This is a genomic window from Roseateles sp. P4_D2, assembly GCF_056401875.1.
In genome coordinates this window covers 215,452-228,273 of record NZ_JBFUIM010000001.1, presented here as the reverse complement: position 1 = coordinate 228,273, position 12,822 = coordinate 215,452, and the positions used below count along the sequence as shown (strand labels likewise).

Genomic DNA, 12,822 nt, shown 5'->3' with positions numbered 1-12,822 from the left:
CACCCGTGGAACTGGCTTTGCCAGGCCACTGGGTGCGCCCCCCTCGAGGGGGAGGCGCGTCAGCGCCTCGGGGGTGGGCTATGCATACAGCGGGTTGATCTTGTTGGCGTCGATGCCGTACTTGGCAATCGCCTCGGCCACGCGCTCGACCGGGATCGCACCGTCATCGGCCAGTGCCTTCAGCGCAGCGACGACGATGTAGTGGCGGTTGACCTCGAAATGCGCGCGCAGCTTGGAGCGGAAGTCGCTGCGGCCGAAGCCGTCCGTGCCCAGCACCTTGTAAGAGCGGCCCTTGGGGATGAAGGCGCGGATCTGCTCGGCGTAGTTCTTCATGTAGTCGGTCGACGCGATGACCGGGCCCTTGGTGTGGCCCAGCTGCTGGGTCACGAAGGGCACGCAGGCCAGCTCGGTGGGGTGCAGCAGGTTCCAGCGCTCGGCGTTCTGGCCGTCGCGGGCCAGCTCGTTGAAGCTCGGGCAGCTCCACACATTGGCGCCCACGCCCCACTCTTCTTCCAGCAGCATCTTGGCGACCTGGCTTTCGCGCAGGATGGTGCCCGAGCCCAGCAGGTTCACGCTGACCGGCTTGGAAGCATCCGCCTCTTCCAGCAGGTACATGCCCTTGAGGATCTGCTCCTCGGTGCCCGCCTTGAGCCCTGGCATCGGGTAGTTCTCGTTCAGCAGGGTGATGTAGTAATAGACGTTTTCCTGGTCTTCCACCATGCGCTTGAGGCCACGCTGCATGATGACGGCGACTTCGTGGGCGAAGGTCGGGTCGTAGCTCACGCAGTTCGGGATGGTGCCGGCGAGGATGTGGCTGTGGCCGTCCTCGTGCTGCAGTCCTTCGCCGTTCAGCGTCGTGCGGCCGGACGTGCCGCCCAGCAGGAAGCCACGGGCCTGCATGTCGCCGGCAGCCCAGGCCAGGTCGCCGATGCGCTGGAAGCCGAACATCGAGTAGTAGACGTAGAACGGGATCATCACCCGGTTGTTCGTCGAGTACGACGTCGCCGCGGCGATCCACGAAGCCATGCCGCCGGCCTCGTTGATGCCTTCCTGCAGCACCTGGCCGGCCTTGTCCTCGCGGTAGTACATGACCTGGTCGCGGTCGACCGGCGTGTACTGCTGGCCCGCGGGGTTGTAGATGCCGATCTGGCGGAACAGGCCTTCCATGCCAAAGGTACGTGCCTCGTCAACGAGGATGGGCACCGTGCGCGGGCCCAGTTCCTTGTCGCGCAGCAGCGTCGTCAGGAAGCGCACATAGGCCTGGGTCGTCGAGATCTCGCGGCCTTCGGCCGTCGGGTCCAGCACGGCCTGGAAGGTGGCCAGGTCGGGCACGTTCAGTTTTTCGTCGGTTTTGGCGCGGCGCTTGGGCAGGTAGCCGCCCAGCGCGTTGCGGCGCTCGTGCAGGTACTTCAGTTCCTGCGAGCCTTCGGCCGGTTGGTAGAACGGGATCTTGGGCAGGTCTTCGTCCGACACCGGGATGTTGAAGCGGTCGCGCATCGCGCGGATGTCGTCGTCCTGCAGCTTCTTGGTCTGGTGGGCGGTGTTCTTACCTTCACCGATCTTGCCCATGCCGAAGCCCTTGACGGTCTTCACGAGCAGCACGGTGGGCTGGCCGACGGTGTTGACGGCCTTGTGATAGGCCGCGTAGACCTTCTGCGGGTCGTGGCCGCCGCGCTGCAGGCGCCAGATGTCCTCGTCGCTCATCTTGGAGACGAGTTCCAGCAGCTTGGGGTGCTTGCCGAAGAAGTTCTTGCGCACGAAGGCGCCGTCATTGGCCTTCATGGCCTGGTAGTCACCGTCGACGGTGTCCATCATGACCTTGCGCAGCAGTTCGTCCTTGTCGCGCGCCAGCAGCGGGTCCCAGTAGCCACCCCAGATCAGCTTGATGACGTTCCAGCCCGCGCCGCGGAACTCGCCCTCAAGTTCTTGAATGATCTTGCCGTTGCCGCGCACCGGGCCGTCCAGGCGCTGCAGGTTGCAGTTGACGACGAAGATCAGGTTGTCCAGCTTCTCGCGCGCGGCGAGACCAATCGCGCCCAGCGATTCCGGCTCGTCCATCTCGCCGTCGCCCAGGAAGACCCAGACCTTGCGCTTGCTCGTGTCGGCAATGCCGCGGGCGTGCAGGTACTTCAGGAAGCGCGCCTGGTAGATGGCCATCAAGGGCCCCAGGCCCATCGAGACGGTCGGGAACTGCCAGAAGTTCGGCATCAACTTCGGATGCGGGTAGCTGGACAGGCCCTTGCCGTCGACTTCCTGGCGGAAGTTGATCAGCTGTTCTTCGGTGATGCGGCCTTCCATGAAGGCGCGGGCATAGATGCCGGGGGCGCTGTGGCCCTGGATGTAGAGCAGGTCGCCGCCATGCACGCCGTCGTCGGCATGCCAGAAGTGGTTGAAGCCGCAGCCCAGCATGGTGGCCAGCGACGCGAAGGAGCTGATGTGGCCGCCCAGGTCGCCACCGTCCTCGGGGTTGTGCTTGTTGGCCCGCACCACCATCGCCATGGCATTCCAGCGCATGTAGGCGCGCAGGCGTTCCTCGATCTCGATGTTGCCGGGGAAGCGCTCTTCCTGGTCGGGCGGGATGGTGTTGACGTAGGCCGTGTTGGCCGAGAACGGCACCTCGATGCCGGCCTGGCGGGCGTGGTCGATCAGGGTCTCGAGCAGGAAGTGGGCGCGGTCGCCACCTTCTTCGCCGATGACGGCCGAAAGGGCATCCAGCCACTCACGGGTTTCCTGTGGATCTTGGTCGTTCGCGGCGGCGCCGAGAAAGTCTTGCGGCTGGGCTGACATGGCCGTGTCTCCTAATAAATCCGCCTCTGCGGGCGAAAGTGGCAGTTCTAACAGGTGCGAGGTGCGGACCCAGGCCCGCGAGCGGGGCGGAGTGTCTCACAGGCTCGAGCACTTTCCCAAATGGTGCGAGGTGATTTCTTATTATGAAATCAACGAGGCCGGCATCGGCCCGGATAATTGCGCATGCCCCCTGTCTCTGCCTCGCCCAACCGCAGCCAACGCTGGCTCGCCACGATGCGCCGCCTGGTCGCCACCTGGTGGTTCAAGCAGTCGCCGTCACGCCAGGACCGCCTGGCCACGCTGGGCCCGCTGATCTCCGTGCTGCTCTTCCTGGCGGCCATCATTTCGGCCTTCTGGTACCTGCGCAACGAAGAAATCGAACGCGAGACCGAGTCGGTCAAGCGCGACACAGAGATCGCCCAGCAGCAGATCCGCCTGCGCCTGATCGAGAACCAGGAGCAGCTCGTGCGCATCGCGCGCGAGGTCGTCACACGGCAGATCGACGCGCACGAGTTCTCGGCCCAGGCCCAGGCTTTTGCGCGCGAGCGGCCCGAGCTGACGCACGTAACCTGGCTGAGCGCCAAGCGCGAGCGCCGCAGCAGCGTCGGCGCGGCGGGCTTCCAGGCCGACGGGCTGATGTCGGCGGACGGCGGCGACCCGTCCATGCCCATGGCCAACCAGTCCAACGCCGCGGCGATCGCCTTCGAGGCCGCCAAGGACCGCCGCCAGCCGGTCTATTCGCCGCCCTTCGCCGATGCCAACGGCGTCACCGTCTTTCAGCTGCACATCCCGCTGATCGACCGCGGCGGCTTCGCCGGCGTGCTGATCGCCGAGTACACCGTCGAATCGCTGCTGCGCTATTACGTGCCCAGCGAAGTCGCCACCCGCCACAGCATCGCCGTGCTGGATTCGCGCGACCAGGTCGTCAGCAGTACCGTCACGCCCATGCCGGGCCAGGTGCTGCGCCGCGCCTCGCTGCTGCACGACGTGCCGCTGGCGCCGGCACTCAATGGCCTGGTGCTGCGCGGCCAGGGCTGGCGCACTTCCATCGGCCTCATCAACAACGCACTGTTCTGGCTGGTGCTGGCGCTGGCGGGCATGACGGTGTGGATGCTGCTGGGCACCTGGCGCCACATGCGCCGGCGCACGCAGATCCAGAACGCGCTGACGCTGGAAACCAACTTCCGCCGCGCCATGGAGAACTCCATGCTGACCGGCATGCGCGCCATGGACATGGACACGCGCATCACCTACGTGAACCCGGCCTTCTGCGCGATGACAGGCTTCTCGGAGGCCGACCTCGTCGGCCGCACACCACCCTACCCGTTCTGGCCCGTGGACCGCCGCGAGGAGAACGCCCGCCTGCTGCAGCAAGAGCTGCAGGGCCGCAGCCCGTCGGGCGGAGTGGAGGTCAAGATCCAGCGCAAGGACGGCAGCCAGTTCGATGCCCGCGTCTATGTGTCGCCGCTGGTCGACACCAAGGGCAAGCAGACCGGCTGGATGACCTCGATGACCAACATCACCGAGGCCAAGCGCGTGCGCGACCAGCTCTCGGCCTCGCACGAACGCTTCACCACCGTGCTGGAAGGGCTGGACGCCGCCGTGTCCGTGCTGTCTGTGCAGCCGCCCGAGCTGCTGTTCGCCAACCGCAGCTACCGACTGTGGTTCGGCGCAGACCCGGCCGGGCACGCACTGCTGGCCGGCGGCCATCTGCTGGGCACGACCAGCCGCCGCGGCGGCCTGGACGACGGCACTGACGAAGTCGATGACTATTCCGGCCTGCCCGCCGAGGCGCTGACCGAAACCGGCTCCGACCCGCGCGAGGTCTATGTCGAGTCCCTGGCCATGTGGTTTGACGTGCGCGCGCGCTACCTGCAATGGACCGACGGCCGCCTGGCGCAGATGCTGATCGCCACCGACATCACGATGCGCCGCCACGCCGAGGCCCAGGCCGCGCTGCAGGCCGACAAGGCCCAGGTGACGAGCCGGCTGATGACCATGGGCGAGATGGCCTCCAGCGTCGCCCACGAGCTGAACCAGCCGCTGACCGCCATCACCAACTACTGCAACGGCATGGTCAGCCGTGTGCGCAATGACAGCATCGACAAGGATGCGCTGATGGCGGCACTGACCAAGACGGCCAAGCAGGCCGAGCGCGCCGGCCAGATCATTCACCGCATCCGCAACTTCGTGAAGCGCAGCGAACCGCAGCGCCAGCCGGCCAACGCGGCCGATATCGTCGAGGACGCGGTGGAGCTCGCCGGCATCGAGCTGCGCCGGCGCAACGTGGCCATCCACACCTATGTCGCCCAGCGCCTGCCGCAGCTGATGGTGGACCCCATCCTCGTCGAGCAGGTGCTGATGAACCTGCTGAAGAATGCCGCCGAAGCGATCGACAACGCCTCGCTCCCGACGTCGCGCCGCCACATCGAGCTGCGCGTCATCCCCAAGCACAGCGCCGAGCTGGGCGGCCAGATCGAGTTCTCGGTCACCGACATGGGGCCGGGTTTGCCCGATGAAGTTCTGTCGCGCATGTACGAGGCCTTCTTCTCGACCAAGGCCGATGGCCTGGGCATCGGCTTAGGGTTATGCCGGTCTATCGTCGAGTCCCACCAGGGCCGGATAAAAGCCGAGAACCTCTACAATGGCTCCTTGGTCGTCGGCTGCCGATTTGCATTCACGATTCCGGTCACCATCACCTCAGAACACCTGCGTCAGGAAGCCTCACCAGGCACTCCCGGCAGCGCTCAGAGAACAGAACCCACAGCACCATGAGCTTGATCCCCAAGAAGGGCAACGTCTACGTTGTCGATGACGACGAAGCGGTCCGCGACTCCCTGCAGTGGCTTCTCGAAGGCAAGGATTACCGGGTCAAGTGCTTTGATTCCGCCGAATCCTTCCTCGCCCGCTACGACCCCCGCGAGGTTGCCTGCCTCATCGCCGACATCCGCATGGATGGCATGACCGGCCTGGAACTCCAGGACCGCCTCATCGAGCGCAAGAGCCCCCTGCCCATCGTCTTCATCACCGGCCACGGCGACGTGCCCATGGCGGTGCAGACGATGAAGAAGGGCGCGATGGACTTCATCGAGAAGCCCTTCAAGGAAGAAGAGCTGCTGGCCCTGGTGGAGCGCATGCTCGACCAGGCCCGCGAAGCCTTCTCCAGCCACCAGGAAGCCGCCAGCCGCGACGCCCTGCTGGCGCGCCTGACGACGCGCGAAGCGCAGGTGCTGGAGCGCATCGTCGCCGGCCGCCTGAACAAGCAGATCGCCGACGACCTCGGCATCAGCATCAAGACGGTCGAGGCGCACCGCGCCAACATCATGGAAAAGCTCAACGCCAACACCGTGGCCGATCTGCTGAAGATCGCATTGGGTGCCACGGCGAAGGCCTGACCTCCACTGACTACCGGAAGGCCGCTGAACTCTCAGCGGCTTTTTGCTTTCTGAATTTTGAACACGGCCACAGAGGCACAGAGACACAGAGAAATTCAAGGTTTCTCTCTGTGTCTCTGTGCCTCTGTGGCTTTGTTTTGCAGTTTTTGAACGGACCCACACTGCCATGACCGCCCAACTGATCGACGGCCTCGCCCTCTCCAAATCCATCCGCGCCGAAGTCGCGACCCGCGCGGCGGCGCTGACCGCCAAGGGTGTGCAGCCCGGCCTGGCCGTCGTCATCGTCGGCGACGATCCGGCCAGCCACGTCTACGTGCGCAACAAAGTCAAGGCCTGTGCCGACGCCGGCCTGCATTCGGTGCTGGAGAAGTACGAAGCGACGTTCAGCGAAGCCGAACTGCTAGCCCGCATCGATGCGCTCAACAACGACCCCAGCATCCACGGCATCCTGGTGCAGATGCCCCTGCCCAAGCACATCGACCCGCACAAGGTCATCGAAGCCATCGCGACGAGCAAGGATGTGGACGGTTACTCGACGCTGAGCGCCGGCGAGCTGATGACCCAGCTGCCGGGTTTTCGGCCCTGCACGCCCTATGGCTGCATGAAGCTCATCGAGAGCACCGGCTTCAACCTGCGCGGCAAGCATGCCGTCGTCATCGGCCGCAGCAACACCGTGGGCAAGCCCATGGCCCTGCTGCTGCTGCAGGCCCATGCCACGGTCACCGTCTGCCACAGCGCCACGCCGGACATCGGCCACCATACCCGCCAGGCCGACGTCGTCGTCGCCGCGGTCGGCCGGCGCAACATGCTGACCGCCGACATGGTCAAGCCGGGTGCAGTCGTCATCGACGTGGGCATCAACCGCAACGACGAGGGCAAGCTCTGCGGCGACGTGGACTTCGACGGCGTCAAGGAAGTGGCTGGCTTTATCACGCCCGTGCCCGGCGGCGTGGGTCCTATGACCATTGCCATGTTGCTGGTCAACACGCTTGAATCTGCGGAACGCGTCGCCAAGTCTGCTTGATATGACAAATCCTCTGCTCTCCACTGCCGCCCTGCCCGACTTCGCGGCCATCCATCCCGAGCATGTGCAGCCGGCCATCCAGCAACTGCTTGCCGCCGCGCAGGTTGCACTGGACGAGGCCACCAAGCCCGAGACGCCGGGCGACTACGACGCGCTGTCGCGCATCCTCGATACCAGCACCGAGCACCTGGGCGCCGCCTGGGGTGCCGTGGGCCATCTGAACGCCGTCGCCGATACGCCGGCACTGCGCGAGGCCTACAACGCGATGCTGCCGGCCGTCACCGAGTTCAGCACGGCCATGGGCGCCAACGAGGCGCTGTTCGCCAAGTACAAGGCCGTGGTCGCCGCTCAAGGTTCAACGCTGAGCGCACCGCGCCAGCAGGTGCTCAAGCACGCCATCCGCAACTTCGTGCTGTCCGGCGCCGAACTGCAGGGCGCGGCCCGCGAGCGCTATGCCGCGATCCAGGAGCGCAGCGCCGAACTGCAGCAGCAGTTCAGCGAGCATGTGCTGGACGCGACCGACGGCTGGAGCTACATCGCCAGCGCCGAGGAACTGGCCGGCGTGCCGCAGGATGTGCTGGATGCCACCAAGCTCGACGACGGCGGCCACAAGCTCACGCTGCATTTCCCGGTCTACCTGCCCGTCATGCAATACGCGGAAAGTCGCGAGTTGCGCGAGAAGCTCTACCGCGCCTACGTGACCCGCGCCAGCGAGACGAGCAAGCCGGAATGGGACAACACCGCCGCCATGCGCGAGATCGTGGCCCTGCGCCAGGAAGAGGCCCAGTTGCTCGGCTATGCCAGCTTCGCCGAGGTGTCGCTGGCGCCCAAGATGGCCTCGACGCCGGAGGAGGTGAAGACCTTCCTGCGCGACCTCGCCAAGCGCGCCCGGCCCTTCGCCGAAAAGGACCTGGCCGAGCTGCGCGAGTTTTCCAAGGGGCAACCGCTGGAATCCTGGGACGTCTCCTACTGGAGCGAGAAGCTCAAGGAAGCCCGCTACGCCTTCAGCGACCAGACGGTGAAGCAGTACTTCACGGCCACCAAGGTCGTGCCGGGCCTGTTCTCCATCATCGAGCGCCTGTTCGACGTGTCCATCAGCGAGGCCACGGCGTCGGTCTGGCACGAGACCGTCAAGTTCTACGAGATGCGCCGCGGTGGCCAACTCATCGCCCAGTTCTATCTCGACCTTTACGCGCGCAACGGCAAGCGCCCCGGCGCCTGGATGGACGAGGTGCGCAGCCGCTGGCTCAAGCCCACGGGTGAGCAGCAGACGCCAGTGGCGCTGCTGACCTGCAACTTCGCCAGCCCCGTCGGCGACAAGCCGGCGCTGCTGACCCACGACGACGTCATCACCCTCTTCCACGAATTCGGCCACGGCCTGCATCACATGCTGACGCAGGTGAACGACCTCGGCGTCTCCGGCATCTCCGGTGTCGAATGGGACGCCGTCGAACTGCCCAGCCAGTTCATGGAGAACTTCTGCTGGGAATGGGACGTGCTGCAGCAGTTGAGCGGCCACGTCGACAGCGGCGAGCCGTTGCCGCGCGATCTCTTCGACAAGATGACAGCGGCCAAGAACTTCCAAAGCGGGCTGATGACGCTGCGCCAGATCGAGTTCGCGCTGTTCGACATGCGCCTGCATGGCGAGCCGGGCGCTGAGGCCGACGTGCAGAAGGTGCTGGACGAGGTGCGCGCCGAGGTCGCCGTGCTGATCCCGCCGGCCTTCAACCGCTTCCAGCACAGCTTCTCCCACGTCTTCGCAGGCGGCTATGCGGCGGGCTATTACAGCTACAAGTGGGCCGAGCTGCTCAGCGCCGACGCCTGGAGTGCGTTCGAAGAGGAAGGCGTGTTCAACGCCGCCACCGGCAAGCGCTTCCTGAATGAAGTGCTGGAGCAAGGCGGAGCGCGCGATGCCATCGACAACTTCAAGGCCTTCCGCGGCCGCGAGCCCAAGATCGACGCGCTGCTGCGTCACCAGGGCATGAGCTGAAAGGCTTCTGATGCGTTACGTGGCGCTGTGGCGCGGCATCAACGTCGGTAAGGCCAAGCGCCTCGCGATGGCCGACCTCAAGGCCCTGCTCACCGAGCTGGGCGCCACCAAGGTCTCGACGCTGCTGAACAGCGGCAATGCCGTCTTCGACGTCAAGAAGAAGCTCAGCGCCGACAAGATCCGCACCGCCGTGCGGGAGCAGCTGGGCGTCGATGCCGCCGTCATCCTGAAGACGGCGGCCGAATGGGCCGCCATCGCGGCGGGGCATGGCATTGACGAGGCAGACGACCCCAGCCGCCTGCTCGTCGCGATGACAACCGATGCGGCCGCGCTGCAGGCCGCAGCTGCCATCACAGCACAGGGCGCCGAGCGCTTCGTCGTCACCGAGCACGCAGCCTATCTGTGGTGCGCCCACGGCATCCTGGAAAGCAAGGCCGCCGTTGCGCTGCTGAAAAATCTCGGCGAAGACTGCACGACTCGCAACTGGGCGACGGTCGAGAAGCTGAACGCGCTGGCGAACGGCTGATCGCCGGCCAGCGCGACCAGACAAGCGCTCGTCAGGCGCGAGCGCGGCGCCGCGCCAGGCCAGTGGCCAGACAGGCGATCGCCACCAGGGCAGCCGAACCCGGCTCGGGCAGGCGCCCTGCTTCGACATAGGTGCGGAAGTTGACGTCGTAGTCAGGGACGGCATACACCGCACCGTTCAGGAACAGCTGGCCTTGGCTATAGACATCGCCGCTCGTCCCCGTGAACGACGGGCTGAAATTGCCGGGGCTCTGCCCCTTGAAGCCGAAGACCAACTGGTCACCAGCGCTCAGCGAAATACCGGCAGACGACACGTCGATCAGATTCCATCCGGCAACCAGGCCATTCAGCACCGCGTCGAAGTCGTTCGCATCGCTTTGCCAACCCGCACCCTGGTTGACGAAGAACTGGATACCCGCGCCCAGATTGGCTGCATTGAAATACACCTCGATCGCCGTCAACTGGCCCGTCTGCCCCGCCACCACGCCTTGCTGCCAGGTCAAGGTCGGGGCGCCGCCGTTGAAGCTGACCGTACCAATCACGTCATTGGCCTGGTCAACCACGGGTGCTGCATGAGCCCCCGTCGATGCCAACACCAAAGCCCCCAGCGCGGTTGCTGCCTTGGCAACCAGAGTCTTGCTGATTCGCATGTCCGACCTCCCATAGTTATGGACAGCCCAACGCAGCAGGATCCATACCAGCGCGCCGCCTTGCTCTGTAAACAAGGCTACAGCGGCAGGGGCGAGGAACTGCTAGCGGCGGCCGCCTCGCTCATTGTCAAAAAGATCGACAGGCAATTACCCGAAGCCTCAGCACCGCTGCAGGCCCGCCGTCATGCCAGACGCGGCAGCTCAGGCCCCACCGTCCAGCGTGTGTACCCGCATGCCGACACGGTCCCGTATGGGTTCGCGCCAGGCCGCGCGCTGCAGCACGCGCCGCCCGTCCTTCAGGCCAGCTGACCAGCGCGCGCGCAGGCGCTCGTCGCTGAAGTCGATGTCGCGCCAGGAGTCCTCGCCGGGCAGGGCCTGCATGACGAGGTGGACAACGTCGATGCGCGAGTCGCAGCCCAGGGCCAACAGTTCCTTGATGGCCGGGTCTGCCGCCGTCTTGGCGTCGAGTTTGCGGCCCACCAGGCGCAGCGCGCGGCGCAGGTTCTGCAGGCGCTCGTGGTCGTCCAGGTGTTCGAAGATGCGGCTGGCGTACTGGATGTCCTTGTAGCGCGTCAGTGCGCCGGCCATGGTGCTGGGCGCTGCCTCGCTGGCGTCCCAGAGGTCGACCATGAAGCACAGGGTGTCGCGGCGCTCGCTGTCGTCGAGCACGACATCCAACGGCGTGTTGGAGTAGATGCCGCCGTCCCAGTAGGCGTCCTTGCCGATCTGCACCGGTGCGAAGCCCGGCGGCAGTGCGCCGCTGGCCATCACATGCTCGGGGGCAATGCGGGTGCGGCCGTCACGGTTGTCGAACAGCGCCAGGCCGCCGGTGCGCACATTGACGGCGCACAGCGTCAGCCGCGTCTCGGCCGCGGCGATGCGCTCGAAGTCCACCAGCTCGCGCAGCGTCTCCTCCAGTGGCGCGGTGTCATAAAAGCCCAGCTCGGTCAGCGGCGCACGCCGGTTCATGTCCCAGGCCTGCGGGCCGCGCGGCTTGAAGAAGCCCGGGATGCCGCTCGTCAGCGTCTGCCAGGTCTGCAGCCCTTGCTGCCAGATCGCCGTGAAGGGGCTGGCCGGCAGATGTGGCGCAAAGCCGGGCCGCGTCACGCGGTCCCAGAAGGTGCGCAGCGCCTTCAGGCGCTCGGCCGGCGCATTGCCGGCGATCAATGCCGCGTTGATGGCGCCGATGGAGGTGCCGACCAACCAGTCAGGCGGCAGGCTGGCGTCCTCCAGCGCCTCGACGAAGCCGGCCTGGTAGGCACCCAGGGCGCCGCCACCCTGGAAGACGTAGACGGTTTGCGAGGGGCGCTTAGCCATCAGCTGAGTTGCACCGCGTCGTCGCAGGGAATGGCGCGGAAGACCGGCAGGGCCTCGGTCGCCGCCGCATGCGCGACGAGATGTGGGAAACCATCCGCTGCCACCACCTCGGGCAGCAGGAACTGCGTGAAGGTCCAGGCGACGCCGACCGTGATGCCCGCCTGGCGGATGCCGCCTTCGCTGGCATCCAGCGGCTGGTGGCTCAGTTCTTTCTCCAGCTCGCCATAGGCTGCCAGCAGCTGGCCAGTGACGCGCTCGATCCAGGGCTCATGCCGCTTCTCGGCCGGGCGCAGGCCGCGCTCGTAGACGATCTGGGCCGTCTTCTCGCAGGCCGCCAGCGCCAGGCCGGTGAGGCGCAGCTCGCGCAGCAGCTCGGCCGGCTCGCTCGATTGCAGGCTGCGGCCGGCCAGGGCCTGAACGTACTCGAGCATCAGCGTCGAATCCATCAGCAGGCTGCCGCCAACGTCGTCATCGCAGATCAGCGTCGGCGCCTTGACGACCGGGTTGATCTGCCGGAAGGCGTCGAAGCCGCGGAACACCGAGATGGCCGCATGCTCGAAGGGCAGGCCGAGCAGCCGCATCGAGATCGCGACGCGGCGCACATAGGGGGAGTCCAGCATGCCGATGAGCTTCATGGGCCTTCCTTCTGCTTCGGAGAAGCAACGCCATGCTCGCGCATCAGCTGCTCCAGGGCTTCGCCGCCGTGACGGCGTTCAATCTCGGCTCGCATCACGCCGTTGTAGCCGTCAGCGAAGGCAAGTGCGAGCAGCGAGCCCTCCTCGCCCTTGTAGACCCAGTCGACGCCGTAGCGTTTCTCCAGCCGCTGGGCCTTGGCCGCTTCAGCTTTGGTCTTCGGGGGCCCGAATATCTGCAGTTGCAGAAGGCCTGCCTTGATGTCCGCACGTGCCTTGGCCTCACCGCGCTCCGCCGCACCGGCGGGATTGCCGACGCGCAAGTCGACGGACGCGACCAACTGCCGTTCTGTCTTGATCACGTCGCCGTCGGAAGCGCCGAACTGGTTGAACATGCCGAGCAGGCTCAAGACCGCCAGCAACGCAGCCAGCACGGCCACGACTTGAACGGTGCGAACGCCACGGCGCCGGCGCCACTGCGGCTCCACCCAATCAGAAAGCA

General features: G+C 66.0%; 10 protein-coding genes. 5 read left to right on the top strand and 5 right to left on the bottom strand.

Annotation, left to right across the window (positions count from 1 at the left end; genetic code table 11):
• Positions 1 to 78: 78 nt before the first annotated feature.
• Positions 79 to 2,787: a pyruvate dehydrogenase (acetyl-transferring), homodimeric type gene (gene aceE, locus AC1DW0_RS00985; protein ID WP_056195024.1), complete on the bottom strand. Its 2,709-nt coding sequence runs from the start codon at positions 2,785 to 2,787 to the stop codon at positions 79 to 81.
• Positions 2,788 to 2,970: 183 nt separating this feature from the next.
• Between aceE and AC1DW0_RS00980 the strand changes: the two genes are divergently transcribed.
• The 5 genes from AC1DW0_RS00980 to AC1DW0_RS00960 all read left to right on the top strand — a co-directional run bounded on the left by AC1DW0_RS00980 (position 2,971) and on the right by AC1DW0_RS00960 (position 9,722).
• Positions 2,971 to 5,562 (top strand): PAS domain S-box protein, encoded by a 2,592-nt coding sequence (locus AC1DW0_RS00980; RefSeq protein WP_457320874.1) that lies wholly within the window; start codon positions 2,971 to 2,973, stop codon positions 5,560 to 5,562.
• Positions 5,559 to 6,182 (top strand): response regulator transcription factor, encoded by a 624-nt coding sequence (locus AC1DW0_RS00975; RefSeq protein WP_056195018.1) that lies wholly within the window; start codon positions 5,559 to 5,561, stop codon positions 6,180 to 6,182. Before AC1DW0_RS00980 ends, AC1DW0_RS00975 begins: the two co-directional genes overlap by 4 nt.
• 166 nt (positions 6,183 to 6,348) lie before the next feature.
• Positions 6,349 to 7,206 (top strand): bifunctional methylenetetrahydrofolate dehydrogenase/methenyltetrahydrofolate cyclohydrolase FolD, encoded by an 858-nt coding sequence (gene folD, locus AC1DW0_RS00970; protein ID WP_477944515.1) that lies wholly within the window; start codon positions 6,349 to 6,351, stop codon positions 7,204 to 7,206.
• A 1-nt stretch (position 7,207) separates the two neighbouring features.
• Positions 7,208 to 9,196, top strand: coding sequence for a M3 family metallopeptidase (locus AC1DW0_RS00965; protein ID WP_477944513.1), 1,989 nt, complete (start codon positions 7,208 to 7,210; stop codon positions 9,194 to 9,196).
• A gap of 10 nt (positions 9,197 to 9,206) precedes the next feature.
• Positions 9,207 to 9,722, top strand: a complete 516-nt coding sequence (locus tag AC1DW0_RS00960) for a DUF1697 domain-containing protein (protein ID WP_056195005.1) — start codon at positions 9,207 to 9,209, stop codon at positions 9,720 to 9,722.
• A gap of 31 nt (positions 9,723 to 9,753) precedes the next feature.
• Here AC1DW0_RS00960 and AC1DW0_RS00955 read toward each other — a convergent pair whose 3' ends face one another.
• The 4 genes from AC1DW0_RS00955 to AC1DW0_RS00940 all read right to left on the bottom strand — a co-directional run bounded on the left by AC1DW0_RS00955 (position 9,754) and on the right by AC1DW0_RS00940 (position 12,760).
• Positions 9,754 to 10,371 carry a hypothetical protein gene (locus AC1DW0_RS00955; protein WP_457391625.1) on the bottom strand — a complete coding sequence of 206 codons (618 nt, stop codon included), beginning with the start codon at positions 10,369 to 10,371 and terminating at the stop codon, positions 9,754 to 9,756.
• A 201-nt stretch (positions 10,372 to 10,572) separates the two neighbouring features.
• A complete protein-coding gene (locus AC1DW0_RS00950; RefSeq protein ID WP_477944511.1) occupies positions 10,573 to 11,688 on the bottom strand; it encodes a patatin-like phospholipase family protein in 1,116 nt (371 codons plus the stop codon).
• Positions 11,688 to 12,323, bottom strand: a complete 636-nt coding sequence (locus tag AC1DW0_RS00945; RefSeq protein WP_056194997.1) for a glutathione S-transferase — start codon at positions 12,321 to 12,323, stop codon at positions 11,688 to 11,690. Before AC1DW0_RS00945 ends, AC1DW0_RS00950 begins: the two co-directional genes overlap by 1 nt.
• On the bottom strand, positions 12,320 to 12,760 hold the full coding sequence (locus AC1DW0_RS00940) for a hypothetical protein (protein WP_477944509.1): 441 nt from the start codon (positions 12,758 to 12,760) through the stop codon (positions 12,320 to 12,322). The genes AC1DW0_RS00945 and AC1DW0_RS00940 overlap by 4 nt, the downstream gene beginning before the upstream one ends.
• Between the last annotated feature and the right edge of the window lie 62 nt (positions 12,761 to 12,822).

Excerpts from the sequence above, each read along its gene's own strand:
- AC1DW0_RS00960 (WP_056195005.1), top strand. The coding sequence starts at position 9,207 with ATGCGTTACGTGGCGCTGTGGCGCGGCATCAACGTCGGTAAGGCCAAG.
- folD (WP_477944515.1), top strand. The coding sequence starts at position 6,349 with ATGACCGCCCAACTGATCGACGGCCTCGCCCTCTCCAAATCCATCCGC.
- AC1DW0_RS00975 (WP_056195018.1), top strand. The coding sequence starts at position 5,559 with ATGAGCTTGATCCCCAAGAAGGGCAACGTCTACGTTGTCGATGACGAC.
- aceE (WP_056195024.1), bottom strand. The coding sequence starts at position 2,787 with ATGTCAGCCCAGCCGCAAGACTTTCTCGGCGCCGCCGCGAACGACCAA.
- AC1DW0_RS00955 (WP_457391625.1), bottom strand. The coding sequence starts at position 10,371 with ATGCGAATCAGCAAGACTCTGGTTGCCAAGGCAGCAACCGCGCTGGGG.
- AC1DW0_RS00965 (WP_477944513.1), top strand. The coding sequence starts at position 7,208 with ATGACAAATCCTCTGCTCTCCACTGCCGCCCTGCCCGACTTCGCGGCC.
- AC1DW0_RS00950 (WP_477944511.1), bottom strand. The coding sequence starts at position 11,688 with ATGGCTAAGCGCCCCTCGCAAACCGTCTACGTCTTCCAGGGTGGCGGC.
- AC1DW0_RS00945 (WP_056194997.1), bottom strand. The coding sequence starts at position 12,323 with ATGAAGCTCATCGGCATGCTGGACTCCCCCTATGTGCGCCGCGTCGCG.
- AC1DW0_RS00980 (WP_457320874.1), top strand. The coding sequence starts at position 2,971 with ATGCCCCCTGTCTCTGCCTCGCCCAACCGCAGCCAACGCTGGCTCGCC.